A 26,998-nucleotide genomic window follows, 5' to 3' on the forward strand; every position below is an offset into this window, starting at 1 on the left:
GCGGTTCCACGGATTCCGCGGACACCTTCGCCGAAGACTGATGAGGCTGCGCCATATGGCGCGGAGGATTTGGCAAGGTGTGCAGTCAAATCGGGAGGAGCGGAATGTTTCTGGGAGTGGATATCGGAGGGACGTTCACGGATCTCGTCATGCTGGACGAGAACGGGGACCTGGTGACGACCAAAGCGCTGTCGACGCCGGGCGAGTTGGAAGTCGGCGTCTTCAATGCAGTCGAGAATGCCGCCCGGCAGCGGGGCATGTCGGGTGAGGAGCTCTTGGCCAAGGTCACGGCGTTTGGCCACGGCACGACCCAGGCGACCAATGCCGTTATTGAGCGCGATGGTGCGCGGACCGGTCTGATTGCCACGCGCGGTTTCGGCGACACGCTGGCAATCCAGCGGTTGATGGGATTTACCGCTGGCGTTCCGGTTGATCGGCTTGGCTGGTACTCGCGGCGGCGTTATCCGGAACCGATTGTGCCGCGACAGTTGGTGCGAGAGGTGCGCGAGCGCGTTGATCATGCCGGCACGGTCTTGGTGCCGCTGAATGAGGACGAAGTCCGCACGGCGGTGCGTTCGCTGGTCGCCGAGGGCGTACAGACATTCGCGGTTGCCTTCCTATGGGCGTTTCGTAACCCCGAGCACGAGCGGGTGGTCGCGAGGATCATTTGCGAGGAGGCGCCAGGGGCCTATGTCAGCCTGTCGAGCGAGATTGCGCCGGTTCTCGGCGAATATGAGCGTACCGCGACCGCTGCGCTCAATTCCTATCTCGCACCGAAAGTCGTCTCCTATCTTGACGGTATCGAGCAGATGCTGCGCGGCAAGGGCTTCAAGGGGGCCTTTTCCATCCTGAACTCGGCCGGCGGCGTCATGCCTGTTTCCGAGGCGTCCCGGCGACCGGTCACCCTCGTCACGTCAGGACCGACCGGCGGTGTCATGGGCTCGGTTCATCTCGCCAAGAAGCTTGGCTACCGCAATCTCATCACCACGGATATGGGTGGCACTTCGTTCGACGTCGCCATTGTCGTTGACGGCAAGCCGCTAATGTCGACCAACCATGAGGCTGGCGGGTTCCATATCGCGACGCCGATGATCGAGGTACGGGCCATCGGCGCCGGTGGTGGTTCCATCGCGCGCGTCATCGACAGCCAACTCCGCGTTGGCCCCGACAGCGCCAACGCCTGGCCGGGCCCTGCTTGCTATGGGCGTGGTGGCACGTTGCCGACCGTCACCGATGCGGATGTCGTTCTTGGCGTCATTGATCCCGAGACCTTCCTCGGCGGCAAGATGAAGCTCGATCGCGCCGCTGCCGTCACTGCGATCAAGACACATGTTGCCAAGCCGCTCGGGCTTTCTGTCGAAGAAGCGGCCGCCGGCATTCGTCGCATCGTCGACTCGCAGATGGCCGACACATTGCGTGAGGTGACGATAGGCCGCGGGTTCGATCCGCGGGACTTCGTGATTTTCGCATATGGTGGCGCAGGCCCCGTGCACTGCGCGGGCTATGGCGCGGAGCTTGGCGTGCCGAAGATGGTGGTGCCCGTCACATCGATGGCTCATTCCGCCTATGGGGCGCTGGCTGCCGATCTGCAGTTTTCCGCCGAACGGGCGCTTCTCATGCGCGGCGGCGGTGGTTCCCGACCGCTTGGCGAAGGACTGGAAGCCGACCGTATTGCCGAAACTCTCGCGGAGCTTGAAATCGAGTGCCTCGAAGCCATGGGCCGGGCCGGTGTCACAGCATCAGATGTAAGTTTGGCACGCACGGCGGACCTGCGCTATCGGCGACAGACCAATGACCTTATCATTCCGCTGGACGACGGCGCCGTCACCGATGCTGCCATTGCCAGCCTCGTTGACCGCTTCGAACAGACCTACGAACAGACCTACGGCAAGGGTTCTGCGTTCCGTGAAGCTGGGATTGAGTTGACCAATATCCGCATCGAGGCGTTCGGCAAGACACGCCGTCCGGAAATAACCTTGCGCACGCCGACCGAGACTCCGAAGGCGGGTCATCGCTCGATCTTCGAGCCGGTGGTCGGGCGCCGCATGGATTGCGCCGTCTACAACTGGCGAGACCTGCCTACGGGGTTCACCGTGGAGGGACCAGCCGTCATTGAGCATCCAGAAACCTCGGTCTTCGTGGCGGCAAGCCAGGTCGCCCGGCTCGACAGCCATTCCAACATAACCATCGAGCAGCGGGAGGAGATCTGACATGGCCGCAAGCGACGAGAACACCATCGATCCGATCACCTTCGAGGTCGTGCGCAACAAGCTTCAGGCGATCACCGAAGAGCAGGCGATCACCCTGAAGTCTGTTTCCGGCTCACCCGTTGTCACGGAGGCGACGGACTTCAACAACGGGCTCTACCTTGCCGACGGTTCGATCGTGACGATGGGACCACAGGTTCTCTTCCATACCGGAACGATGTCCTCGGTGATCCGCTCGATCAACGAGAACTTCTCGGACAATCCCGGGATACGTGAAGGGGATATGTTCATCCTCAACGACCCCTATCGCGGTGCGATCCACCAGCCCGACGTTTCTATCGTCGCGCCGGTTTTCCACAATGGCCAGCATGTCGCTTGGGCGGGCTCTTGCGCTCACCAGCTCGACGTTGGTGGCATGAGCTTCGGTTCCTGGGCGATCGGCGCTACCGAGATCCAGCAGGAAGCGATGCTGCTGCCCGGTATCAGGATCGTCGAAGGCGGTATCCTGCGCCAGGACCTCTGGCAGATGATCATGGGCATGACGCGCCTGCCTCATGTGCTTGGCCTCGACCTCAAGGCCATGATCGCGGCCAACAATGTCGCAGTGCGCCGGCTTGTCGAACTCATGGACCGCTATGGCGGTGATGTCGTCGACACCATCATGCGCGAGGAGATTGCCAGCTCAGAGCGGCAGGTGCGGCAGGTGCTGTCGTCCTTGCCCGACGGCGTGTTCCGCGCCCGCGATTACATTGAGCACGACGGCCACGACAACGTGCTCTACCAGGTTTGCGTGACCGCAACCAAGAAAGGCGACCGGCTCACCCTCGACATGACCGGCACCTCGCCGCAGGCGCCGGGCTTCATCAACTGCACCGCCTCAGGCATGCGCGGGGCAGCGTTGACCGGGCTCCTGCCCATTCTCGCGCCGCGTATCCGCTGGAACGAGGGTATCATGCGGGCCGTAGATTTCGTTGCACCCGAAGGCATTCTTTGCAACGCGACATGGCCGGCGCCGATTTCCTCGGGGACGATCTCGACGGCGTGGATCGTGCAAAACGTCGTGGTGGCGGCCCTGTCACGCATGGTCGCCTGCTCGCCGGAGCACCGGAATGAGGGCCAGGCGGTGACCAAGGGCCACATGATGGTGATGACGCTCGCAGGCAAAGACCGTGATGGCGCGCTGTTCGGGACATTCCTTCTCGACTCAACGGCCGGCGGCGGTGGCGCATTTCCGGACCACGATGGCCTCGATGGTTCTGGCGACTATTGCGTCCCGCGTCCCGCTATCGCCAATGTCGAGGCGAACGAAGGCAACGGACCGCTTCTCTACCTGTTCCGTTCCTTTGTTCGCGATACCGGCGGGCCGGGCCGACAGCGTGGCGGTGCGGGCACGGCCCTTGCCATCGTCCCTTATGGCACGGACGGATTGCAGGCGATGATGCTTGGCCACGGCGTTGAAGTTCCCAATTCGGCCGGTCAGTTCGGTGGCCTGCCGGGCGCGTGCGGTCGCAATGTCCTGCTTCGTGACGCCGGTGATCCGGCGACAATTGCCGGCCTTGCCGGAAACATCGCGGAGCTTCTGGATGCAGGCGTCGAACAACTGGGGCCTAAGCCGGGTCGCATGGGGCTTAGCCCGCGCGATGTGCTCGGATACGCCTTCCAGGGCGGTGGCGGCTACGGCGACCCCCTGAAGCGTGATCCAGCCGCGGTGCTGGCAGATGTCCTGAACGGGCATGTCAGCGTCGAGGCTGCGCGTGAGCAATATGGCGTGATCATCGTGAACGATCAGGTTGCCGCTGCCGAAACGGAGGCTAAGCGCCATGCGATCCGGACCCGACGGCTTGGCGGCGACGCACCGCAAAGGGTTGCGAGTGCGGGCGAGATGCAGGCCGCGAACGGAAGATTCCGGTGTGACTGTGGCTGTGATCTCGGCCCAACCAACGAAGCCTGGAAGGTGAAGGCGCGTAGTTATTGCGTGGAGCCCTCGTCGTACGGCCCGCACATCCGCACCCACGCAGATTTGGAACTGCGCGAACACGTCTGCCCCGACTGCGGCTCTCTGCTCGAAACCGAAACCGTGCGCAAGGGCGACGCATCACTCGTCACGTGCCTGATCGACATTGCCGATGAAGCGGACGCTGCGGCCTGACTTGGAGAAAGTTATGAATCATTATCCTGACAATGGCGCTGTTATCGTCACCGGTGCGGCGCAGGGTATCGGCCGGCGGCTGGCACTTAGCTTGGTCGCCGAGGGCGTCGACGTCCTGATCGCCGATTGGAATGTCGATAAGGGCGAGGCCGTGGCACTTGAGGCGACACCTGGCACCGGCCGCCGGCTCTTCGTTCGAACGGATGTCGCCAGCGAGGAAAGCTGCCGTGGCGCTATTCAGGCGGCCCTTGAGGCCTTTGGCGGGGTTTTCGGCCTGGTAAATAATGCTTCCATCTTCTCGACGCTCGAAATGCGTCCCTTCTGGGATATTCCGAGTGACGAATGGGACCGCGTGCAGGCCGTCAACCTGAAGGGCGTATTCAATATGACGCGTGTGGCTCGCGAGGCGCTGGTGGCTTCCGGGGAAGGATCGGTCGTCAATATTGCGTCCTCGACCATTCATTTCGGCCGGCCGAACTACGCCCATTACGTCTCTTCAAAAGCCGGCGTCATGGGCCTGTCCCGGGCAATGGCGCGTGAACTCGGCGCGTTCGGCGTGCGTGTCAACACACTGACGCCGGGCCCGACGTTTACGGAGGTGGAGCGGGCAACCGTCACTCCGGCACAGAAGGAAGCGATGATCGAGCAACAGTGCCTCAAACGGGCCGGCGGGCCGGATGACATTGCGGACGCCATTGCATTTCTGCTCTCGCGACAGGCGCGCTGGGTGACCGGCCAGCTGCTGAATGTCGATGGCGGCATGATCACACACTGACGATCCGATGGCGCCTAGCGCCACACATTAACAGGAAACATTGTCATGGCTTACGTGACCGTATCCGATCGCATGCTGATCGGTGGCGAGCTGGTGCACGGCTCGACCGGGGAGTTCGACGACTCCATCAATCCCGCGACCGAAGAAATTATCGGTCGCTCTCCACGCGGCACACGCGAGGACGTTGCCCGTGCTGTTGCGGCGGCGGAAGCCGCCTGGCCCGCCTGGGCGGCGTTGACACCGGCGGAGCGCGGGGCGCGCCTGCGGGCCTTCGGCACCGCGCTGAAAGCGCGGGCGGAAGAGATCCTGCATGTCGAAGTCGCCGATACCGGCAACACGATCACGCCGATGCGCGGCGATGTCGGCATGGCTGTGGAGAGCCTGGATTATTATGCGGGGCTCATCCACGAATTGAAGGGCCAGACCATTCCGGCGACCGCCGAGAATCTGCATATCACGCTGCGCGAGCCCTATGGTGTCGTCGCCCGGATCGCACCGTTCAATCATCCGCTGATGTTCGCTGTCGCCCGCACCGCCGCCGCGCTTGCCGCCGGCAATGCTGTCATCGTCAAACCGCCGGAAACCAGCCCTCTCTCTGCCCTCGTCCTGGCGGAAGTTGCGTGTGAGGCATTGCCGCCCGGGGTGTTCAACATCCTGACGGGAACGGGCGCCACCGTTGGAGACGCGATTGTCCGCCATCCCGATATCAAGCGCATCGCCTTTATCGGTTCTCCTGTGACGGCGCGCGCGATCCAGCGGGCAGCGGCCGAGGTTGCAGTCAAGCACGTCACGTTGGAACTGGGCGGCAAGAACCCGCTGATCGCATTTCCGGACATGGACCCCGACGTGATCGCCGCTGCCGCCGTCAGGGGTATGAACTTCACCTGGCAGGGGCAATCCTGCGGTTCGACCAGCCGCCTTCTGTTGCATGAGGATATTCACGATGCCGTGCTGGCGCGCGTGGTCGATCGCGTTGCGGCACTGAAGGTCGGCGACCCCGCCGATCCGGTCTCCGATATGGGGCCGCTGAACTCTCGTGTGCAGTATGACAAGGTGCTGTCCTTCTTCGAAACGGCCCGTGGGGACGGCTCGCGGTTGATGACCGGAGGCAGGCGGCCTGCCGGCAGAGGCTTCGAAAAGGGCTTCTGGGTCGAGCCGACGGTTTATGCCGACATCAAGCCCGGCATGCGGCTCTGGCAGGAAGAGGTCTTCGGTCCGGTTCTATCGGTTGGTCGCTGGAAGACCACGGAAGAGGCCATCTCCCTCGCCAACAGTACGGAATACGGCCTGACGGGCGCCGTCTGGACCAACGACATCAGAAACGCGCTCAACGTCGCCCGCCGCGTGCGCTCTGGCCACATGTGGATCAACGGCTGTTCCAGCCATTTCCTCGGTGTTCCCTTCGGCGGGATGAAGAATTCCGGCGTCGGTCGTGAGGAGGGCATTGAGGAGATGCTGTCCTACACCGAGGCGAAGACCATCAACATCATGCTCGGCTGATAGGCCGGGCATGAAAGAATCCGACCTGTTTTACAGCCTTGCCAAGGATTACGCTCATGTGTTCGCCTAACAATCCGCATCAGCCCATCGCCGTCGCGATTACCGACACTGCCGAGGCGGGGCCAGCGCCATCCCCACAACTGATCGAGGACCTGGTGGCGGCCAACCATATCCTTTTCGATCAGGGCGTGGTTGATGGCTTCGGCCATGTCAGCGTACGGCATGACAAGCGGCCGGACCGGTTCCTGCTTGCCCGCAACATGGCACCGGGCCGTGTGAGCCGAGAAGATATCGTTGAGTTCACTCTCGATGGCGATGCGGTGGATGCAAACGGCCGCAAGGTCTATCTCGAGCGGTTCATCCATGGCGAAATCTATCGTCGCCGGCCGGACGTCAAGGCGGTGGTGCACAGCCATTCCCATGCCATCGTGCCGCTAAGCATCGTCAAGAATTACCGCATGAAGGCCGTGTTTCATATGGCCGGTTTTGTCGGGCAGGATGTGCCCGTCTACGAGATTCGCGAGGCTGGTGGCGATGCAACCGACCTGCTCGTCAGCAACAATGATCTCGGGCGTGCGCTCGCCGAGAAATTTGATGCCAGCGATATCGTTCTGATGCGCGGCCATGGTTCCACCGTCGTTGCCGACAGTGTCCAGCGCGCGGTCTACCGAGCGATCTATGCCGAACTCAATGCCCGCTATCTGATGGACGCCACGCGGCTCGGCGAGGTCGTCTATCTCACCGAGGGGGAATGCCGCGCGGCAGCCGAGAACATCGAAGCGCAGGTTCATCGGCCTTGGGATCTCTGGGTCGAACAAGCCCGTACCCGGCGCTCGGGTCTGGAGCAGGAGGAGGAAAAATCATGACAACGAAGGATCACGCAGCGGTCAAGAACGCTATGCAGCCGGACGATACGCCGGAGCTACGCGAACTTTATGCCGGTTTCGAGCGCGAGCATCTGAAGCCCCTTTGGACTCAGCTTGGCAATCTCATGCCGATGCATCCCAAGCCCAGGGCAGTGCCGCATGTGTGGAAATGGGCCAACCTCTACCCGCTTGCCAAACGCTCCGGCGATCTCGTGCCGGTTGGGCGCGGCGGCGAAAGGCGAGCGCTCGGACTGGCCAATCCTGGTCTCAAAGGCAATGCCTATGTGAGCCCGACGCTCTGGGCGGCCATCCAGTATCTAGGCCCGAGGGAAACCGCGCCCGAACATCGCCATGCCCAGAATGCGTTCCGCTTCGTGGTGGAAGGCGAAGGCGTCTGGACGGTGGTCAATGGCGACCCCGTCCGCATGAGCCGAGGTGATTTCCTGCTGACGCCGGGATGGCATTTCCATGGGCATCATAACGACACCGACCAGCCTATGGCCTGGATCGACGGGTTGGATATTCCCTTTTCCTACCAGAACGATGTCGGCTTCTTCGAATTCGGTTCCGAGCGGGTGACGGACTATGCGACGCCGCGTTTCTCGCGCGGCGAGCGCTTGTGGTGCCATCCTGGGCTGCGTCCGCTGTCCGGTTTGCAGAATACCGTCAGTTCGCCGATCGGTGCCTACCGTTGGGAGCACACGGACAGAGCCCTGACCGAACAGCTCCTTCTGGAGGACGAAGGCCAGCCCGCAACGGTCGGCCAAGGCCATGCCGCCATACGCTTTGTCAATCCGACAACCGGTGGCGACGTCATGCCGACCATTCGCGCCGAGTTTCACCGGCTGAGGGCGGATGCGCAGACCGCACTGCGTCGTGAGGTGGGTTCTTCCGTCTTCCAGGTATTCGACGGTAGCGGGTCGGTCCTGCTCGGTGGCGTGGAGCATCGGCTGGACATCGGTGATCTGTTTGTCGTGCCGTCCTGGATATCCTGGTCGCTGCAGGCCGAAACGCAGTTCGATCTGTTCCGCTTTTCGGACGCGCCTATCATGGAGCGCCTGCATTTCGACCGCGCCTTCGTCGAGGAAGAACCGAGATGAGCGCGAAGGAACGTCCACAGGACGAGCGGGAAGCACTCGCTGCGCTTCAAGCCCGGCAGGGAAAAGGCGCTCGATACGATTCACCCGCTTCACCGGCTGCCGAGCTTCTGTTGGCGCGCCGAGGAGCAGCCTACTTCGCTCGCAAACTCAACGAACTTGACGATATAGCGCTCGACGGCGGTTCGTCCCTGAACGGGGTTGGTCGTCGGTTGATTGTCGCCCGTGTCGGGTACGAGGCCCGCGCCATGGCGCGTATCGCGGAAGCTGCGCGCGAAGGACACGGGGAAGAAAGTCTTGGCGATCCCGAACAGGAGCCCGATGACGAGATCCTCGGTACCTGCCTTCCGGCGCACGCGTTGCGCTATCTCTTCGAGCATGCGCAGGCCCATCTCAATGTCGAATGGCGCGACCTGACGGATGCGGCATGGGACCATACAGTCGTTTCGCTGAAGGGCCGCCGGGTGACGCCGAGGCAGACGGTTCGCGAACGAGCCGTCACGCTTTGGCTCAGTGCCGTGGCCCTTGGGAATGGCGGCCGATTAAGCGACATCCCGGGCGAGATCCGGCCAGCGAGCATCAGTACGAACGATCAACAGAGCTAATCGCGCCTCGGCGAGCAATTCCATGGCGTCGCGTGGGCGACCAGACAGGAGAACATCAATGACGTCCCGCAAACTGTTTCCGTCTCCGGCATTTCCCTCCATCGCGGTCCTTGGCGAAGAAGCGACCTATCCCGTTCATCGCATTTTCTGTGTTGGCCGCAACTATGCAGAGCATGCCACAGAAATGGGCGTGGAGGTCGACCGCGAGGCGCCCTTCTACTTCCTGAAGTCGCCACTTTCGGTCGTGAGAAGTGGGCTGACTCTACCCTATCCGCCGGGTACCGCAAATTTCCATTATGAGATGGAACTGGTGGTCGCCATCGGTGGGCCAGCCTTCCGTCTCCGTACGGACGAGACCGCGCCTGTCATCTACGGCTATGCTGCTGGGCTCGACATGACGCGCCGCGATCTGCAGCTTGATGCGCGCGCCAAGGGCCGGCCGTGGGATCTCGGCAAGGATTTTGAACAGTCGGCGGTGGTGTCGGACATCGTCAAGGCGGCGGATTTCAGTGCTGTCGGAAAACAGCGCATCCGTCTTGAGGTGGATGGCGCCATTCGCCAGAATGCGCGTCTATCCGATCTTGTCTGGTCCGTGCCCGAAATCATCGCGCATCTGTCGGGCTTCTACCATCTTGATGCCGGCGACCTGATCTTCACAGGTACGCCTGCAGGCGTCGGCGCGGTCATGCCGGGCAATGTCGTCGTCGGGGAAATCGAGGGTCTTCCCCCTGTATCCCTGACAATCGGGGAGGCCGAAGCATGATTCTGCACGGCTACTTCCGCAGCTCAGCAGCCTATCGCTGCCGCATCGCCTGCAACCTCAAAGGCGTTTCATACGACGCCGTTTCCGTCCATCTGCGGCGAGGCGGCGGCGAACAGAATGCGCCGTCTTACCGCACACTCAATCCTCAAGCCCTCGTGCCGGCTCTTGAGGTCGACAGCACAGTTCTTACGCAATCGCTCGCGATTGTCGAATGGCTGGATGAAACTGTTCCCGAGCCACCGCTCCTGCCGGCGGATGCGATTGGTCGCGCCCAGGTCCGAGCCTTCGCGCTGGCGATCGCCTGCGATATCCATCCGCTGCAGAATCTGCGGGTGCTGGATTACCTGAGGACAGAACTCGGTCAGCCGCAGGAAGGACTCGACGCCTGGTGTCGCCGGTGGATCGGCGACGGGCTTGCCGCTTGCGAAGCTCTGCTGACAAAGACAGATAGAGCCGGGTCTTTTGCTTTTGGCGCCCGCCCGAGCCTCGCGGACATCTGCCTTGTCCCGCAACTTTATTCCGCAAACCGCTTCGGCGTCGACCTCTCGGCCATGCCGCGGCTCGTCGAAATTGGGCATGCCTGCGATGCGTTGCCGGCCTTTGTGTCCGCGCATCCGTCCCGTCAACCCGACAGCGAATGAAGAGAACTACACCCGTTGCGAACGCACGGACTGCTTGTGGAGGAAACATCATGTCCAAACAGCTTCCCATAATCATCGCCGGAGGCGGCATTGGCGGCCTTGCAGCGGCCTTAGGCCTCGCCCGCAAAGGGTATCGCTCCATCGTTCTGGAGAAGGCGCCACAACTCGGCGAAATCGGCGCAGGTATCCAGCTTGGGCCAAATGCCTTCCACGCTTTCGATTATCTCGGCGTCGGCGACATGGCGCGGCGCATGGCTGTGTACATAGACAGCCTGCGCTTCATGGATGCCATGACCGGCGAAGAAGTCACGCGCATCCCGCTCGACGATACGTTTCGCACACGCTTTGGAAACCCCTACGCAGTCGTCCATCGTGGCGAACTCTTCGGTGTCTTTCTGAGGGCTTGCAAGGAAAACCCGCTGATTGAGTTGTGCGTCGGCTCCGAGGTGAAGACCTATGATCAGGATGGCTCCAGCGTCACAGCATTCTTGGCCAATGGCGAAACGGTTGTCGGCAGGGCTCTGATCGGGGCCGATGGGCTCTGGTCGAACATACGCCGCAAGCTTGTCGGAGACGGCGCCCCTCGTGTTTCAGGGCATACCACTTATCGCTCCGTCATTCCGATCGAGGAGATGCCAGAGGACCTGCGTTGGAACGCGGCAACACTTTGGGCCGGCCCCAAATGCCATATCGTGCACTATCCTCTTTCCGGTTGGAAAACCTTCAATCTGGTGGTGACATATCACAACGACGCAGCGGAACCGGTCGCGGGCCTGCCGGTCACGAAGGAAGAGGTTGCCAAAGGTTTCGCGCATGTGGCTCCGGTCGCTCGTCAGGTCATCGAGCGCGGCAAAGACTGGAAGCTCTGGGTTCTTTGTGACCGAGACCCCGTGTCGAATTGGGTTGATGAGCGAGTTGCACTGCTGGGGGATGCGGCACATCCGATGCTGCAATATTTTGCCCAGGGAGCGTGCATGGCGATGGAGGACGCCGTCTGCCTTTCGGCGGAGCTAGAGGGAAATGAAGTGAGCATCGAAAGCGCTCTGCTCGCCTATAACTCGAAGCGAGCACTTCGCACGGCTCGCGTTCAGCTTCAATCACGCGAGATTGGTCAACACATCTATCATCCATCTGGCGCCCATGCGCGGCTTCGCAATGCGATGATGAGCGCGAAAACCGCAGATGACTGGTATGATTCAGTGGCGTGGCTTTACGGGACCACAGGTCTCGAAGGAGCGGTCTCGTCAGAGCTCATGAAGTAGTTGCTCTGCCCAACTGGGGGTGCCCGATTTTACTGTCTCAATCCAGACACTCAGGAGCTGGAGAATCTGGTCGAATATCTCCAGCCAGTGCGGGTCATTTGTGATGCGACCAGCCAACCTACTCACCAATTTTGTGGCTTCTATGTTGACCCATAGTCCATAGGGTATGCGTCTAAGAGGAATAATATATTTTTCTTTATGAGGCGGGCGGCCTATTCATCGCCATACGGTCGGAGGATAGGGCCGAACAAGGGAGGAAAACCAATGCGTCATCTGCTGTGCGCTGCAATAGCGCTTGCAATACTGTCGTCTCTCTCCGTCATTGCGAGGGCGGAAGTGGTGGTCTTGCGCGCTATATCTGCATTTCCAGTGAACCTTGAGTTCACCAAACAGTTTCAAAAATTTATCGACCGAGTGAACGAGAACGGTAAGGGTGTGGTCTCGATCCAACTCGTGGGCGGCCCCGAAGTGATACCGCCGCAACAGCAGGATACGGCGCTGCGTAACGGGGTCTTTGATATCCAGATGGGGCCTGCGTCCTACTATAACGGCACAGTGCCAGAGGCCGACGCACTTTTCGGCGCGACCGTCGATCCTGTGGAAGCGCGCAGAAACGGCGCGACGGATCTGTTGAACCAGATATGGCGCAAAAAATTGAATACCGAATTCATTGGTTGGCAAAGTGGCAATGTCCCATTCTACATCTATCTCGTGGATAAGCCGAAGTTGGCCGAAAATGGCACTCTCGACCTTTCCGGCATCCAGATGCGTTCGACGCCGGCATATCGCGAATGGTTCGAAGTGTTGGGAGGTAACAATGTCATGTTGCAGACTTCGGACATGTTCACGGCTCTTGAGCGCGGAGTCGTAAAAGGCCTTGGCTGGCCTGCGATCAGCTTCACTGATATCGGCGTCCACAAGTTTTTAAAGTATCGCGTTGCTCCTCCGGTCTGGCAGCTTGACCTCGTTATCATGATGAATTCCGCAAAATGGGATGGGCTGTCCGAGGAAGCCAGGAACATTATTTCCACCGCGGCGATCGAGCACGAAAAGCAGTCACAGAAGGACTTCGCGGCCATCGCCAAGAGAGAGCTGAAGATTCTTCAGGACGCCGGTGTGCAGACCGTCGAAATGCCTGACCCGGCTATGCACCGGAGGATCGCGCATGATCTTGTCTGGAAGCGGTTGGAGGAACGAGACGCGACCAATGCCGCCGCTCTGAAAGAGAAGCTATATCAAGACTAGACCGACATCAGGGCGGAGGAAAAGTTGTCATGTCCAAAATTTTGCGAAGCTTCACGAGGGTCTATGACGGGCTGGTGTATTCGATGGCGTGGCTTGCCGGTGCAGTCATTGGCGGGACGTTTCTGGCGATCATAGTTGACGTCTTGTTGCGTAATGCAGGCCTGAAGACACCCGCCTGGACGAGCGCGTTCTCTGAATATGCCATGCTCGTGGCCGCTATGGCCGCCGCACCACTTGTCATCCGTGAGCGCGGGCACGTTTGGGTTGAGGTCATCACAACCGTCACAGGGCCGCGCTTCCAACGGGTGCTGGGTCTGATGGTGTTGGTGCTATGCATCTCTATCTCGCTGGTGATGGCCTGGTACGCTACAGTAATGGCGTTCGACGCCGGTATTCGTGGAGAGGTCGATATCCGCTCGATCATTATGCCGCGCTGGTTTCTCTATTCGGTGCTCGCGGTGGGCTTCACCTTGTGCGCGACAGAATTTGCCAGATTCATCGTCCGCGGCGAAGATATGTACGCCCGATCGTCGCTGCCGCAGGGAGGTTCGTGATGCCCTGGTACGAAGCTGGTGGCTTGCTCATCGGGACTATCCTCATCTTCATGGCCTTGCGGATGCCCGTAGCCATGGCATTCCTCACTGCAAATCTGGTCGGAGCCCTCATCTTTATTGGCGGCGAGGTCGCAATTATGCAACTTGTCGCAAATGCGACAACATCGGTAACCACCTTCACGCTTGTGCCAGTACCGCTTTTCCTCCTGATGGGGGAGTTGTTCTTTCATACCGGTGTGGCTTTGCGTGTGTTTGACGCAATCGACCGCCTATTGGGGCGGATTCCCGGACGGCTTTCCTATCTGACGGTAGGAGGCGGGACGTTGTTTGCGGCACTGTCCGGTTCGAGCATAGCCAACATTGCGATGCTCGGATCGACACTGTTGCCACAGATGGAGGCTCGCCGATACAAACCAGTTTTGTCGGTGGGGCCAATTATCGCAACTGGCGGCCTCGCGATCATGATCCCTCCATCAGCGCTTGGTGTCCTGCTCGGCAGCATCGCCCAAATCGACATCGGCAAGCTCCTGATCGCCGGGATCGTGCCTGGGTTGCTGTTGGCTTCCGCTTACGTCGCCATCATTGCATATTGCACATGGCGGGATCCGGAGGCGGCACCGCGCTACCCCGTTGAGCCCTTGCCACTTGCTTCCAAGCTGCGCCTTGCAGCGACAAATGTGCTGCCGATGGCGAGCGTAATCTTCATGGTTGTCGGATTAATCATCTATGGTATTGCGACCCCCTCCGAAGCGGCTGCCTTCGGCGTCCTCGGCGTTTTGATCCTGGCACTCCTCTTTCGTTCATTGACATGGGAAAGCGTACGCAAATCCCTGCTGGGAACGGTCAGAGTCACCGGCATGGTCTTTCTGATCATCGTGGGTGCGTCCACCTTCAGCCAGATGCTCGCTCTTTCGGGCGCTTCGAGCGGACTGATCAGTTGGGTGACGACGCTTTCTTTTCATCCACTGTGGGTTTTGGCCGGCATGCTGATGATCGTATTTGTGCTCGGCATGCTCATGGAATCGGTTTCGATTATAATGCTGGTTGCCCCAATCTTCTTTCCGCTGGCTGCCGGGCTCGGGTATGACGCCATTTGGCTGGCAATCCTGATACTCCTGATGTTGGAGATCAGCTTGGCCACACCACCATTCGGCATCGGTCTGTTCGTGCTGGCAGGCGTTGCTCCGCGCGGTGTTACGCTTTCAACCATTGTGCGAGCATCCTTGCCCTACATCATTGCGGCGTTGCTGATCGCCTGCCTTCTTATCGCCTTTCCCCAATTGGTGACGTTCTTGCCGGGCCTCATGGGTTAATGCACATGGGTGCATCCCTCCGTTGCAGACCGCTACGGCTTACATGCAAGGGAAAATGTGCTGCCGGTGGCGTCGCCTTCCCGGGAAAAGGGGTACGATAGTGCCATCGGCGTGAATTTTCAGGCGTCGATCAACAAGGAGATGTCTCTCAAGGTTGTGATGGCGTCAGCACGAAGCTTTCGATGGTCCTCTGCGGTGAGATGCTTTCTGTGAAGAAGGAAGAGATTGGCGATTGGGCCATGGGTCGAGACGAAACGCTGGCATTGGCGTGCCGATGGGTATGCCTTCGCAAAGAGAGAGAGCCCGCCCCGCCGACATGGAGTTTGTGCTGCATGAGCCATACGGCCGAGAGCAGGGTAATCTTCCAGCCGATGACGGCTTCTGGATTGGCGTCCGATGAGAAAGGGCGGCGGTACACGCCCGATGTGACAGGTTCGAGCCAGCCTTGTTTGATGTAGCCTGAGACGGATTGCCGGGAGATCGTGTGACGTCTCATCCACCCCATGTCCACCAGGAAACCGGGGGGACTTGCTGAAGGAGCTGTTTTGCTTTGTCTCTGACTGTCTGCTCATGTTTGACATTATGGGCACAGGTTGAAAGCGAGCGCGACCGATGCTTTACAGAATCGCCATTTTGTCAACTCATGTCTGACTGTCAGCGTTGATTTCAAAGTCAAGCGGGCAGCGTGCCCTCATCTTGGCTGGCGATTGGCCGAAAAAAAAGGCCATCGGAAAACCGAGGCCCTTGAAGTGTGAAGGTCAAAAACCTCCAGAGGGGAACAGCTGATGCGATGGAACTGGGAGGGTCGACATAGCGGCGGAAGGACTGGACTTTGCGATCCCTTTTGGTGACGGGCGCTGGCATGGAACACAGGCCTTCAAATTGTTTGAGGCCCCGTTTTCAGCATTATGTTTGGCTGATATCGCACTTACCCTTCATGAACCGACTGACGTTGCGTCTCACACACTGTTGCGCAGTTATCGTCCTGACGAATGGGGACGGTGGTTCGAGGCGCGAAAGCACCTCAATCCCGATCTGTTGATAATGCTGTAGTCTTTGATTATTCGATTGTCGGAATGGAGGCGACTTTGCAAGGCGCTGGAATTGCTTTAGCACCTCCGCTGCTGTTTTCACTCTTGTTTACATCGGGCTTGATCGAACAACCCTTAGATATTTCCATCAGATTAGGTGCCTATTGGCTTACCAAACTGCAATCTCGTGAAATGAGGTCGTCCATGCAGGCTTTTTCAGATTGGATATTTTCCCAGATAGCAGCGCAGCACATGGGAGAAAACATTTCCTGACAAACGTTCTTATCGTTTTGAAAGCCCCATTGGGTACGAGAGACGGAGCACCTCCGTTCATGCGCTTAGCCAACGCACAGCCACTCAACATTAGTTGAATGTGAAGTGGTGAGAAGTTCAGTCGCCACCCCGTGGTTTGATGTGACCGCAGCTTCGTTAACCGACTTGCTGCCGTCACATCCGCGTGATAGTTGCGTCTCCTGCAAATTCTAAAGCATGTCACCCCAAAATGGGAACCGGTTTTGGGATAAAGATATGCTTTAAAACAAAGACTTAAAGCGTGTCATGCGGGTATGATGAGATGCGACACGCTTTAGGAGCACGCCATGGAACGACTGATCGAACGCAGCCTTTTCGCCAGTCGCTGGCTGATGGCACCCATGTATGTTGGCCTCGCTTTGGCGCTGGTCATTCTGGTGTGGGTTTTCATGGTCGAGCTATGGCATTTAGCTTTGATTATCCCGTCAATGACGGTCAATGATGCGGTTCTTGGTGTGCTGGCTCTGATAGATCTCAGCCTTGCGGCCAATCTCCTCTTGATCGTGATTTTCGCAGGCTATGAAAATTTCGTCAGCCGCATGGATCTGGCCGATCACAAGGACCGACCAGAGTGGCAAGGCGAAGTGGATTTCTCGGCGCTCAAGCTGAAGCTTGTTGCTTCAATCGTTGCGATTTCCGGTATCCACCTTCTCAAGGTCTTCATGGACGTCGCCAAATACTCCGCCGATCACATCAAGTGGATGGTCATCATTCATCTGGTTTTCGTGATTTCGGGCGTGCTTCTGGCGGCCATGGACTGGATCGCCAATCACGGCAAGACGCTCAAGAAATCCAAAGTTCAGTCTTAGAGCGCCGTGCGCTCTCTTGGGCGCACAAAGGTCGCTCTAACAGATTAAATTTACTGAATAATTTTACCTTACAGCGGTTCCAGTTAAGACTGAATCGTTGGAACCGCTGTAATTAATTGTTTTTACGCATTATCCTACGCAAGACCGCTACGCACTTTTTGCTGGAAATGCTTTAAACTGATTGGAATTATGCAGTAATCAGACTGCTATTGCGTCGGCTTCGCGCAGACGATAGCCGACGCCTGTTTCCGTCAGAATGTAATGTGGTTGATCGGGAGATTTCTCGATCTTCTGACGCAGCTGGCGGACATAGATGCGCAGATATTGCACATCGGCTGCCGGTCCCCAGACATGACTTAGAATATATTGATGCGTCAGCACCTTGCCTGCGTGCTGCACGAGCAGGCGCAGGATTTCATATTCCTTTGGTGAGAGCTTTATCTCTGTCTCATCCAGTTTGACGATGCGCCTGACCAGATCGACCGACAGACCATTGCTTTGAAACACCGGTTTCTCGCCCTGCTGATGCAACTTGTGGCGCAGAGCAACACGCGTTCTCGCTGTCAGTTCCTTCATGCCGAAAGGCTTGGTGACATAATCGTCGGCCCCAGTTTCGAGCGCCCGCACGATGCCTACCTCATCGGTGCGACTTGAAAGAATGAGGATTGGCAGCGTCAGCCCCTGTTCGCGCCACAAACGCAGAAGCTCATGGCCATCCGTATCCGGCAGGCCAAGATCAAGCAGCACAAGATCAGGCTTTTCGCTGTCCAGAAGTGCCGATGCTTCACGCGCGTTGGTCGCTTCAACGACAGCGTAACCTTCGCTCGTAAGCCCAACCCGCAGCAATTTGCGAATGGGTGGCTCGTCATCGACCACCAGAATTTTGGGCTTAGGGTCGTTCATATGATCCTGTCTATCTCTTGAACCGGCAAGGGTACGGCGATTGTAAAGCGAGCACCCGAACCGTCAGCCCTGTTTCCAGCCCGAATGGTTCCGCCCATTGCTTCGGTGAAACCACGCGCAATGGAAAGACCAAGGCCCGTTCCTGCCTGCACGTGATCGCCTTTACGAACGCGATAGAATGTATCGAAAATCCGTTCAAGATCGATCTCGGGAATGCCGGGACCATGATCGCTGATTTCAAGCGTCACATGGCCCTGTTCGACATGCGCTTCAAGAGCGATTTCTGAACCTTGCGGCGCATATTTTGCGGCATTATCCAGGAGATTGAACAGCACCTGCTCGAACAAAACCGCATCAAGCCTCACCATGGGAAGGTCGGTTGGCACCGCCACCTGAACTTTATGATGCGCCAAAATCTTGGTGGCACGATGAAGCGCTGTACCGACAATATCACCGAGATAATACAGCGACAGATTGGGTTCCATAGCACCCGATTCAATCCGCGTCATGTCAAGCAGATTGGCAATGAAGCGATTGAGCCGCTCGGATTGTTCGACAATGGTCGAGAGCAATTCAGTTCGATCATTATCCGGCAGTGAACCAGAATAGTCGCGCAATGTGGTCGCCGCACCCATGATGCCCGCAAGCGGGGTTTTAAGATCGTGCGATATCGAGGTGAGAAGGGCAGAGCGGAGTTTGTCGGCTTCTGCTGCAAGCTTCGCCCGTTCGACATCGCCAACAAGCTGCACACGCTCGATGGCAATGGCTGCCTGATCGCTTAAGGCCTCAAAAAGTCGTTGCTGTTCTGGCGTAAGAATCGGCCCCTGCCGATCATTGTCGAGGCCGATCACACCGACCGACGTCCGCGCGGTTTTGAGCGGAAGATAAAGCCGTTTGGCGCCGGGTAGGGTATCAGCCCCGCGCCCGGCTGGCAGTTCATGCTCCCAGGCCCAATGTGCCGCAGCAATATCAGCATCGACAAGACTGTCATCGGGCGGATAGCCCGCGCGAACGGCGATGCTTTCGCCTTCCGGCAGCAGGATGACGACCCGTACCTTGAGCATGGAGGCTATCTGAAAGGCTGTGGCCCAAAGCACATCGTCGAGCGATCCGGTTCCCGCGAGCTTTTTGCTGAACAGATAAAGGTCCTCCGTCATGTGTGCACGCTGGCGTGCGGCGGTGGCCTGTCTCTGGACACGGCTTGCCAGATTGCTGGCAACGAAGCTTACAAGCAGGAAGAATGACAGCGCCACCACGCTTTCGGGATCGGCGATGGATAGCGTGTAGAGCGGGGATAGGAAGAAGAAATTATAGGCAAATGCGCTTAAAACCGAGACAAACAGCGCTGGCCATAGACCAAGCGTGACCGCAACACCGAGAACACCGACAACGAAAACCAGTGCGATGCTTCGCACGTCGAGAAACTGATCGAGCAGAAGCCCAACACCAAGCGCGCAAGCTGTAACAAGAGATGCTGCGAGATACGGCTTGAGGTCATATCCGGTTGAATGGCTGACGGTTTTAATGCTTCGTGCGGAACCGGCATTGTCACGGTCAGCGGCAGCGGTGATATGAACGTCGATTGCGCCGGATTGGCGGATTAGTGCGTGGCCGACCGAGCCTTCGATTGCCTCACGCCAGCGCGGCTTGGCCGATTTTCCGGCAACGATGTGCGTAAAATTATGCGTTGAAGCATAGCGCACAAGTTCCTCAGCAATGCTTTGGCCGGGAATAATGATGGTCTCGCCGCCAAGCTGCTCGGCAAGTCGCATGGTTGCCGCAAGCCGATCCTTGGCTTCATCGGAAAGACTGGCGGAACGCGGCGTCTCGATATGAATGGCAGCCCAGGGCGCACGCATCCGGTCGGCAAGCCGCCGGGCATAGCGGACCAGTGAAGCGCTGTTTGCGCGCTGGTCGACCGCAACAAGCACCCTATCACCGGCAGCCCATGGCCCCTGTATGGCATTGGCGCGCATGTGGGTCAGCAATTGCTCGTCAACCCGCTGTGCTGTGCGGCGGAGTGCCAGCTCTCGCAAGGCAGTCAGATTGCCGGCAGAGAAATAGTTGCGGATCGCGCGTTTAGCGGTTTTGGGCAGATAGATTTTGCCCTGATCGAGCCGCTTGATGAGATCATCGGGCGTAAGATCAATCAGTTCAATATCGTCGGCCCGGTCAATGATGCTGTCTGGCACGGTTTCGCGCACGCGGATGCGGGTGATCTGCGCAACCACATCGTTGAGGCTTTCGACATGCTGGATATTGAGCGTGGTATAAACATCGATCCCCCGTGCCAGAATTTCCTCGACATCCTGATAGCGCTTGGGGTGACGGCTGCCCGGCGCATTGGTGTGGGCCAGCTCATCCACCAGAACCAGTTGCGGCTGTCTTTTAAGGATCGCGTCGATGTCCATCTCATCGAGCCGATGGCCATGATAGGAAATTTCGGTGCGGTTGATGATTTCAAGCCCATCGAGAAGCGCTTCGGTTTCCTTGCGCCCATGGGTCTCGACAACGCCGATCACGACATCAACGTCGTCAGCCTTGCGCGCGCGCCCGGACATCAGCATTTCGTAGGTTTTACCGACGCCGGGAGCTGCTCCCAGAAATATCTTCAGACGGCCACGCGTTTCGCGCTCCGCCTGTTCAAGCAGCGCATCGGGGGAAGGCCTCATATCGCTAAGGCGAAGATCGTCCGATACCAAGCGTTGTTTCCTCGAAATAAGATGGCGGCGGGAAAGCCCGGCGTTAGAGCGGTTCCGGTTTTAACAGACTGGTTTTAACAGAATTGTAGGAACCGCTCTATCTTCTCGTTTTTAGCGTTATCCTAAGCAAAACCACTTCGCACTTTTGCTGGAAATGCTTTTATCCATTCTAGTTACTGCCCGTTCTGTCCAGAACAAGATTGAGCTTGAGCACATTGACCACCGGCTCGCCCAGAAAACCAAGCTCTCGCTGTTCGATCTGCCGTTCGACGATACCGCGAAGACCTGCTTCATCAAGGCCGCGCGCTTTGGCAACACGCGCTACCTGAAATAGGGCTGCTTCCGGCGAGATATGCGGATCAAGACCGCTTGCCGATGTTGTGACGAGGTCAACCGGTACCTCAGCGTTGGGATTTCCTTGCCTGAGAGCATCCGCATCGGCTTTGATGCGTTCGATCAGTGCCGGATTGGTTGGCCCAAGGTTGGAGCCACTGGAACTGGCTGCATCATAACCTTCCTTGCCTGCCGCAGAAGGACGGCCATGGAAATAGCGGTCGCCTGAAAATTTTTGCCCGATCAGTTCGGAGCCGATTACCTTACCATCTTTCTCGATCAGGCTGCCATTGGCCTGTTGCGGAAAGATAGCCTGCGCAAGACCAGTCATGCCAAGCGGATAGATCAACCCGGTTATGACGGTGAGGGCAACGATCATGACGAGTGCTGGACGAAGTTGTTTCAGCATTTTTTTAATCCTAGAAGCATTTCCAGCAAAAGTGCGAAGCGGTTTTGCGTGGGATAATGCGTAAAAATAAAGGGATAGAGCGGTTCCGACGATCCTGTTTTACGGGAGCCGCTCTAAACCAGGCCCATTGCGACGATTGCGAGATCAATGGCCTTGATGCAGATGAACGGAACGATGACACCGCCAAGGCCATAGATCAGCAGATTGCGCGACAGCAGTGCGCCTGCCCCAACGGGTTTATATGTGACGCCCTTCAGCGAGAGTGGGATCAGCGCTACGATGATGAGAGCGTTGAAGATGATCGCCGAGAGGATCGCGCTTTGTGGCGTTGCAAGCCCCATGATGTTGAGTGCGCCAAGCTGCGGATAGAAGGCGAGGAACATCGCCGGGATGATCGCAAAATACTTGGCAATATCATTGGCAATCGAGAAGGTCGTGAGCGCGCCGCGTGTCATCAGCAATTGCTTGCCAATCTCGACAATCTCGATGAGCTTGGTCGGATCGCTGTCGAGATCGACCATGTTACCGGCCTCTCGCGCGGCAACCGTACCGGTATTCATAGCAACACCGACATCAGCCTGTGCGAGGGCAGGCGCGTCATTGGTGCCGTCACCGCACATGGCCACGAGCTTGCCCTTGGCCTGTTCCTCACGGATGAGTTCGAGCTTGTTTTCAGGCGTTGCCTGCGCCAAAAAATCATCGACACCAGCTTCTGCGGCAATTGCAGCTGCGGTCATCGGATTATCGCCGGTGATCATTACCGTGCGGATACCCATGCGACGCAGTTCAGTGAAGCGCTCGCGGATGCCGCCCTTGACGATATCTTTGAGGTGAATAACACCGAGCAGACGACCGTCTTTGCTGACGGCCAGCGGCGTGCCGCCGGATTTGGCGATCGCGTCGGCAATGACTTGGAGTTCGTGAACGGTTTTTTCATCAGAGGTTGCGTTTTTCAGCACTGCATCAACCGCGCCCTTGCGGATTGACGATCCATCAATATCGACACCGCTCATCCGGCTTTGTGCCGTGAAAGGCACGAAACTGGCATTGAGGCTCTGCATATCGCGGCCGCGCATGTCGTATTTTTCCTTGGCCAGCACGACAATGGAACGGCCTTCAGGCGTTTCATCGGCGAGCGAGGCCAATTGTGCTGCGTCCGCAAGTGCGAGTTCATTCACACCGCTGACCGGCATGAAAGCGGTTGCTTGACGATTGCCGAGTGTGATCGTGCCGGTTTTGTCGAGCAGCAGGGTGTCAACGTCACCGGCTGCTTCCACCGCACGACCGGACATCGCAAGCACATTGAAGCGCACCAGACGGTCCATACCGGCAATGCCGATTGCCGACAGAAGCGCGCCGATTGTGGTTGGGATCAGCGTCACGAAAAGAGCCACCAGCACGATGACGGGGATATAGCCGCCAGCATAAGAAGCGAAGCTTGGGATTGTTACGACCGCCAGAACGAAGATCAGCGTCATCCCTGCAAGCAGGATGTTGAGGGCGATTTCGTTCGGTGTCTTCTGACGTTCAGCGCCTTCGACAAGGCTGATCATCTTGTCGATGAATGTCGAACCCTGTGCTGCAGTGATACGAACCTTAATCCAGTCAGACAAAACCTGCGTGCCGCCTGTAACCGCTGAGCGGTCGCCACCGGATTCACGAATGACCGGAGCGGATTCGCCGGTGATTGCTGCCTCATTGACGGAAGCGACACCTTCGACGACTTCGCCGTCAGACGGAATGATGTCGCCTGCTTCAACGAGTACCAGATCGCCGACCTTAAGGCTTGTGCCCGGCACGGTCGTAAAATCCCTATTGCCTGCATTGCCGAGCAGCTTGGCCTGCGTTTCCGTGCGAGTGCGGCGCAGGGATTCAGCCTGTGCCTTTCCGCGGCCTTCGGCAACGGCTTCGGCAAAATTGGCAAACAGCACCGTGAACCAGAGCCACAGCACGATCTGGAACGAAAAGCCGATATTGGCTCCGCCGGTCGCAACATCCTTCAGCAGAAGAACGGTGGTGAGCAGCGAGACAACGGCCACGACGAACATGACCGGATTGCGCGCAAGGCTTCTGGGATTGAGTTTGCGAAACGCATCGCCGATGGCGGGAATAAGGATGCGGGCATCAAGCATGCCGGTTTTAACTACTTTGGCGGATTGGGACTTGCTCATAGGGAACTCCAGAAAAGCGGGCCCAGAAATTCTGCAGCAAAGACGATCATCAGCACTGCTGCGAGGATGAGGAGAATGAGGTTTGAGGGGCTAATCATTGGAACGTCTGCCCGTTGATCAGCGCCCCGTTGGTCATCGAAAGATGTTCGGCCACAGGTCCGAGCGCCAGCGCAGGGAAGAAGATCAGACCACCCACAACGAGAATGACGCCAATCAGAAGGCCGACGAAAAGCGGTCCATGCGTCGGGAATGTGCCGGCAGATTCTGGCGCTGCCTTCTTGGCAACCAGAGAGCCTGCAATTGCCATAGCAGGAACAATGACCAGAAAGCGGCCCATCAGCATCGCAAGACCGATGGTGATGTTGTACCAGGGCGTGTTGCCCGAGAGGCCGCCAAAGGCCGAACCATTGTTGGCCGTACCTGATGTATAGGCATATAGGATTTCTGAAAAGCCGTGCGGACCTGGGTTGGCAATTGATGCAAGGCCGGTCGGAATGACCGAGGCAATAGCGGTAAAGCCAAGGATCGACAGCGGCAGGCAGAGGACGGCTAGCATGGCCATCTTCACTTCTTTGGCCTCGATCTTCTTACCCAGATATTCCGGTGTACGTCCGACCATCAGACCGGCGACGAAGATTGCGACAATCACAAACAGAATGATGCCGTAGAAACCTGCGCCCACGCCGCCGATGATGATTTCGCCCAGCATCATATTGATCATCGGGATCATGCCGCCAAGCGCCATCATACTGTCATGCATGGCGATAACCGCACCGCAGGATGCAGCCGTGGTGACCACAGCAAACAACGCCGACATGGTTATGCCGAAACGGGTTTCCTTGCCTTCCATGTTGCTGCCATCAATGCCAAGTGCATGGATAAGTGGATTACCCGCAGCCTCTGCCCAATAGCAAATGGCAACACCTGCCACGAAGAGTACGCCCATGGCGGCGAAGATTGCCCAGCCCTGCTTCTCATTGCCGACCATGCGACCAAACACATTGGTAAGGCTTGCCCCAATGGCAAAGATCGCGACCATCTGGATCATATTCGAGATGGCATCGGGATTTTCAAACGGGTGCGCGGAGTTGACATTGAAGAAGCCGCCGCCGTTGGTGCCGAGCATCTTGATGGCAAGCTGTGAGGCGACGGGCCCAAGTGCTATGACCTGTCGTGCACCTTCAAGCGTGGTGGCTTCGACATAGGAGCCGAGCGTCTGCGGCACACCAAGCGCTACAAAAGCCAGTGTCATGACGATGCATAACGGCAGCAGGATGTAGAGGATGCAGCGTGTGAGATCGACCCAAAAATTGCCGAGCGTCTTCATTGATTTGCGCGAGAAAGCGCGAATGAGCGCAATGGCAATGGACACACCCGTTGCAGCCGAAACGAAGTTCTGGACCGTAAGGCCTGCCATCTGGGTGAGGTAGGACATGGTGCTTTCGCCGCCATAGTTCTGCCAGTTGGTGTTGGTCACAAAACTTGTTGCTGTGTTGAAGGCAAGGTCCGCCGGTACATTGCTCATACCCATCGGGTTAAAAGGCAGAGAACCTTGCGAGCGCTGCAGAAAGTAAAGAAGCAGAAAGCCTGCAAGATTGAACAGCAGCATGGCGGCGGTATAGCTCGTCCAGTGCTGCTCTTCGCGTTCGCTTGTACCTGCTAAGCGAAAAAGCCCCCGTTCGATGGGAACAAGGACAGGCGACAGGAAGGTGCGCTCCCCTGTGAAAACGCGCGTTATATAGCCGCCAAGCGGCTTTACGAGCGCGATGATGATCCCGCAAAAGATGAGGATCTGTATCCATCCATTGATTGTCATGGTTTTTCCCAAGCCCTGATTAGAGCACCGTGCGCCCAATCGGGCGCACAAGGGGCGCTCTAACACTAAATTGGAACATAATTTTTCCTGAAACTGATCCCAGTTTAAGGAATTATGCTCTGGCCTCAAATCGACTGCTTATTCAGAACCGTTCTGGACGAATGAGCGCGTAAAGAAGGTAGGCGGCAACAAAAGCCGCGACCAAGGCGCCTGCGATATATTCAATCAGCATGGCGGGTTCCTCAAAGCCTCTCGCAAAGGCGCAAATAGCCAAGCAACATTGCGAAAAATGCGATGCCGATACCAAGAACGGCAATATCCATTGTCATTTTTGAATGCCCCTGGCTTGATTGCCTATGGGGCTCCCTGTTTCACAGCGGGCATTATGTGGCGCACGCGCATAGGGTTTCGAGAGAGGAGAAAAGGCTGAAAAATAAAAAAGTCATATATGTGTTGGCGTCGGGTGAGGGCCAGAACGCATCCCGAAAAGTCGGACTCGGTTTTCGGGATGCGTTAAAACAAAAAGCGCGCCACAGAAAAAGGCGCGCTTTAGATTTTCTCCCAGTTGCGGATGCGCTTTATGGGTTCAGATCGTCAAAAGCCTTTGTGAGCGCATCTTTTGGGCTTTTGCTGGCAACAAGGCTTGCCAGAAGAATGCGCGCCTGACCGGGGCGCAGGGTCTGCGAATGCACAGCACCGGCTGCAACCAGATCATGACCGCCACCACCGCCACCATAACCTGGCACCAGCACGCCGGTTGGAACGCGGCTTGAAACCACGACCGGGATATTGCGTTTTGCGCATTGCTTCACAGCTTCAACGATTGTCGCATTGGCATTGCCGGAGCCGAGAGCTGCCAACACTATGCCATCGCACCCTGCCTGAATGCTCGCCTGAAGATGCACATCATCACAGCCCGGATGGATGGCCACGATATCGATGCGTATAGCACTGACAGATGCAGGGAGGTTGATTGCATCAGGGGCTTCAAGATCGCGAACCGACCTGAAAGCATCGGCATGATCGCTGCTATATTTGAATGCACCCCATGCAGGCACGATCCGGCCGCCAAAGGCGATAAGCACGCCTTTTTCCCCATTGGCCGTGTCTGCAGCCAGATGGATTGCGGTCGTCAGATTGGATGGACCATCCGCATTGGGGTGATCGGCAGTGAACTGCGCGCCGGTGAAGATCACCGGCTTGGAAAGATGGCGCTGAAGATGCACGAGCAGCGCCGTTTCTTCCATGGCGTCAGTGCCATGCAACACGACAACGCCATTGATTTCCGGGTCTGCGATCTGCGCTTCAACAGCATCGCTGATGGTCTGCATGTCGATCAGCGTCAGGCTGGATGAATCCTTCGCCATCAGATCGATGGGGCGCAATCGTGCATCGACATGGCCCAGTGTTGCAAGCAGATCGTCGCCATTCAGCGTCGGCGTGCTTGCGCCATCTTCCCCGCGTTTGCTTGCAATAGTTCCACCGGTGGCGATGACCGCCACCAATGGTTTGAATTGCCTGTTATTCACTCTTTC

General features: G+C 57.9%; 22 protein-coding genes and 2 pseudogenes. 15 read left to right on the forward strand and 9 right to left on the reverse strand.

Annotated elements, in window-relative coordinates:
* The first annotated feature begins 104 nt into the window (after window positions 1-104).
* The 13 genes from CES85_RS06665 (at window position 105) to CES85_RS06725 (ending at window position 14,977) form a co-directional block, all read left to right on the forward strand.
* Window positions 105-2,210, forward strand: a complete 2,106-nt coding sequence (locus tag CES85_RS06665) for a hydantoinase/oxoprolinase family protein (RefSeq protein WP_095445161.1) — start codon at window positions 105-107, stop codon at window positions 2,208-2,210.
* Window position 2,211: 1 nt separating this feature from the next.
* Window positions 2,212-4,356, forward strand: a complete 2,145-nt coding sequence (locus CES85_RS06670) for a hydantoinase B/oxoprolinase family protein (RefSeq protein ID WP_095445162.1) — start codon at window positions 2,212-2,214, stop codon at window positions 4,354-4,356.
* A 13-nt stretch (window positions 4,357-4,369) separates the two neighbouring features.
* Entirely contained in the window at window positions 4,370-5,131 is a 762-nt protein-coding gene (locus CES85_RS06675; RefSeq protein WP_095445163.1) for an SDR family NAD(P)-dependent oxidoreductase, read from the forward strand.
* A 45-nt stretch (window positions 5,132-5,176) separates the two neighbouring features.
* Entirely contained in the window at window positions 5,177-6,631 is a 1,455-nt protein-coding gene (locus CES85_RS06680) for an aldehyde dehydrogenase family protein (RefSeq protein WP_095445164.1), read from the forward strand.
* A 56-nt stretch (window positions 6,632-6,687) separates the two neighbouring features.
* Window positions 6,688-7,497, forward strand: coding sequence for a class II aldolase/adducin family protein (locus tag CES85_RS06685; RefSeq protein ID WP_095445165.1), 810 nt, complete (start codon window positions 6,688-6,690; stop codon window positions 7,495-7,497).
* Window positions 7,494-8,597, forward strand: a complete 1,104-nt coding sequence (locus CES85_RS06690; protein WP_095445166.1) for a cupin domain-containing protein — start codon at window positions 7,494-7,496, stop codon at window positions 8,595-8,597. The genes CES85_RS06685 and CES85_RS06690 overlap by 4 nt, the downstream gene beginning before the upstream one ends.
* The gene (locus CES85_RS06695) at window positions 8,594-9,199 is read left to right on the forward strand and encodes a maleylpyruvate isomerase N-terminal domain-containing protein (RefSeq protein WP_095445167.1); all 606 of its coding nucleotides are present in this window, start codon (window positions 8,594-8,596) and stop codon (window positions 9,197-9,199) included. Before CES85_RS06690 ends, CES85_RS06695 begins: the two co-directional genes overlap by 4 nt.
* Before the next feature lie 58 nt (window positions 9,200-9,257).
* Window positions 9,258-9,962, forward strand: coding sequence for a fumarylacetoacetate hydrolase family protein (locus CES85_RS06700; protein ID WP_095445168.1), 705 nt, complete (start codon window positions 9,258-9,260; stop codon window positions 9,960-9,962).
* Window positions 9,959-10,603: a maleylacetoacetate isomerase gene (gene maiA / locus CES85_RS06705; protein ID WP_095445169.1), complete on the forward strand. Its 645-nt coding sequence runs from the start codon at window positions 9,959-9,961 to the stop codon at window positions 10,601-10,603. Before CES85_RS06700 ends, maiA begins: the two co-directional genes overlap by 4 nt.
* Window positions 10,604-10,653: 50 nt before the next feature.
* Window positions 10,654-11,865 carry a 3-hydroxybenzoate 6-monooxygenase gene (locus tag CES85_RS06710; protein WP_095445170.1) on the forward strand — a complete coding sequence of 404 codons (1,212 nt, stop codon included), beginning with the start codon at window positions 10,654-10,656 and terminating at the stop codon, window positions 11,863-11,865.
* A gap of 264 nt (window positions 11,866-12,129) precedes the next feature.
* Window positions 12,130-13,110 (forward strand): TRAP transporter substrate-binding protein DctP, encoded by a 981-nt coding sequence (dctP, locus tag CES85_RS06715; RefSeq protein WP_157743421.1) that lies wholly within the window; start codon window positions 12,130-12,132, stop codon window positions 13,108-13,110.
* A gap of 29 nt (window positions 13,111-13,139) precedes the next feature.
* Window positions 13,140-13,664 carry a TRAP transporter small permease gene (locus CES85_RS06720; RefSeq protein WP_095445172.1) on the forward strand — a complete coding sequence of 175 codons (525 nt, stop codon included), beginning with the start codon at window positions 13,140-13,142 and terminating at the stop codon, window positions 13,662-13,664.
* Window positions 13,664-14,977: a TRAP transporter large permease gene (locus tag CES85_RS06725; RefSeq protein ID WP_095445173.1), complete on the forward strand. Its 1,314-nt coding sequence runs from the start codon at window positions 13,664-13,666 to the stop codon at window positions 14,975-14,977. The genes CES85_RS06720 and CES85_RS06725 overlap by 1 nt, the downstream gene beginning before the upstream one ends.
* A gap of 119 nt (window positions 14,978-15,096) precedes the next feature.
* On the opposite strand, the pseudogene CES85_RS27750 reads toward CES85_RS06725, so the two are convergent.
* A pseudogene (locus CES85_RS27750) lies at window positions 15,097-15,252 on the reverse strand (IS6 family transposase); the annotation flags it as partial.
* A 59-nt stretch (window positions 15,253-15,311) separates the two neighbouring features.
* Window positions 15,312-15,482, reverse strand: a pseudogene (locus CES85_RS06735) (type IV toxin-antitoxin system AbiEi family antitoxin domain-containing protein); the annotation flags it as partial.
* 571 nt (window positions 15,483-16,053) lie between these two features.
* Here CES85_RS06735 and CES85_RS06740 point away from each other — a divergent pair.
* Both CES85_RS06740 and CES85_RS06745 read left to right on the forward strand, forming a co-directional pair.
* Window positions 16,054-16,281 carry a type 2 periplasmic-binding domain-containing protein gene (locus tag CES85_RS06740; RefSeq protein WP_157743422.1) on the forward strand — a complete coding sequence of 76 codons (228 nt, stop codon included), beginning with the start codon at window positions 16,054-16,056 and terminating at the stop codon, window positions 16,279-16,281.
* A gap of 326 nt (window positions 16,282-16,607) precedes the next feature.
* Complete coding sequence (locus CES85_RS06745; protein ID WP_095445175.1) at window positions 16,608-17,129, forward strand: TIGR00645 family protein; 522 nt, start codon at window positions 16,608-16,610, stop codon at window positions 17,127-17,129.
* Between the two features lie 198 nt (window positions 17,130-17,327).
* Here CES85_RS06745 and CES85_RS06750 read toward each other — a convergent pair whose 3' ends face one another.
* The 7 genes from CES85_RS06750 to CES85_RS06780 form a co-directional block, all read right to left on the reverse strand.
* Window positions 17,328-18,032, reverse strand: coding sequence for a response regulator transcription factor (locus tag CES85_RS06750; RefSeq protein ID WP_095445176.1), 705 nt, complete (start codon window positions 18,030-18,032; stop codon window positions 17,328-17,330).
* The gene (locus CES85_RS06755) at window positions 18,029-20,704 is read right to left on the reverse strand and encodes a sensor histidine kinase (protein ID WP_208636294.1); all 2,676 of its coding nucleotides are present in this window, start codon (window positions 20,702-20,704) and stop codon (window positions 18,029-18,031) included. Before CES85_RS06755 ends, CES85_RS06750 begins: the two co-directional genes overlap by 4 nt.
* A 199-nt stretch (window positions 20,705-20,903) precedes the next feature.
* On the reverse strand, window positions 20,904-21,476 hold the full coding sequence (gene kdpC / locus CES85_RS06760) for a potassium-transporting ATPase subunit KdpC (protein ID WP_095445178.1): 573 nt from the start codon (window positions 21,474-21,476) through the stop codon (window positions 20,904-20,906).
* Window positions 21,477-21,589: 113 nt separating this feature from the next.
* On the reverse strand, window positions 21,590-23,647 hold the full coding sequence (gene kdpB / locus CES85_RS06765) for a potassium-transporting ATPase subunit KdpB (RefSeq protein WP_095445179.1): 2,058 nt from the start codon (window positions 23,645-23,647) through the stop codon (window positions 21,590-21,592).
* Between the two features lie 94 nt (window positions 23,648-23,741).
* Window positions 23,742-25,463, reverse strand: a complete 1,722-nt coding sequence (gene kdpA / locus CES85_RS06770; RefSeq protein WP_095445180.1) for a potassium-transporting ATPase subunit KdpA — start codon at window positions 25,461-25,463, stop codon at window positions 23,742-23,744.
* A 142-nt stretch (window positions 25,464-25,605) separates the two neighbouring features.
* A complete protein-coding gene (gene kdpF / locus CES85_RS06775) occupies window positions 25,606-25,695 on the reverse strand; it encodes a K(+)-transporting ATPase subunit F (RefSeq protein ID WP_036567035.1) in 90 nt (29 codons plus the stop codon).
* Window positions 25,696-26,041: 346 nt separating this feature from the next.
* Window positions 26,042-26,992 carry an asparaginase gene (locus CES85_RS06780; RefSeq protein WP_095445181.1) on the reverse strand — a complete coding sequence of 317 codons (951 nt, stop codon included), beginning with the start codon at window positions 26,990-26,992 and terminating at the stop codon, window positions 26,042-26,044.
* Between the last annotated feature and the right edge of the window lie 6 nt (window positions 26,993-26,998).

The organism is Ochrobactrum quorumnocens (assembly GCF_002278035.1).
Classification (GTDB): Bacteria; Pseudomonadota; Alphaproteobacteria; order Rhizobiales; family Rhizobiaceae; genus Brucella; species Brucella quorumnocens.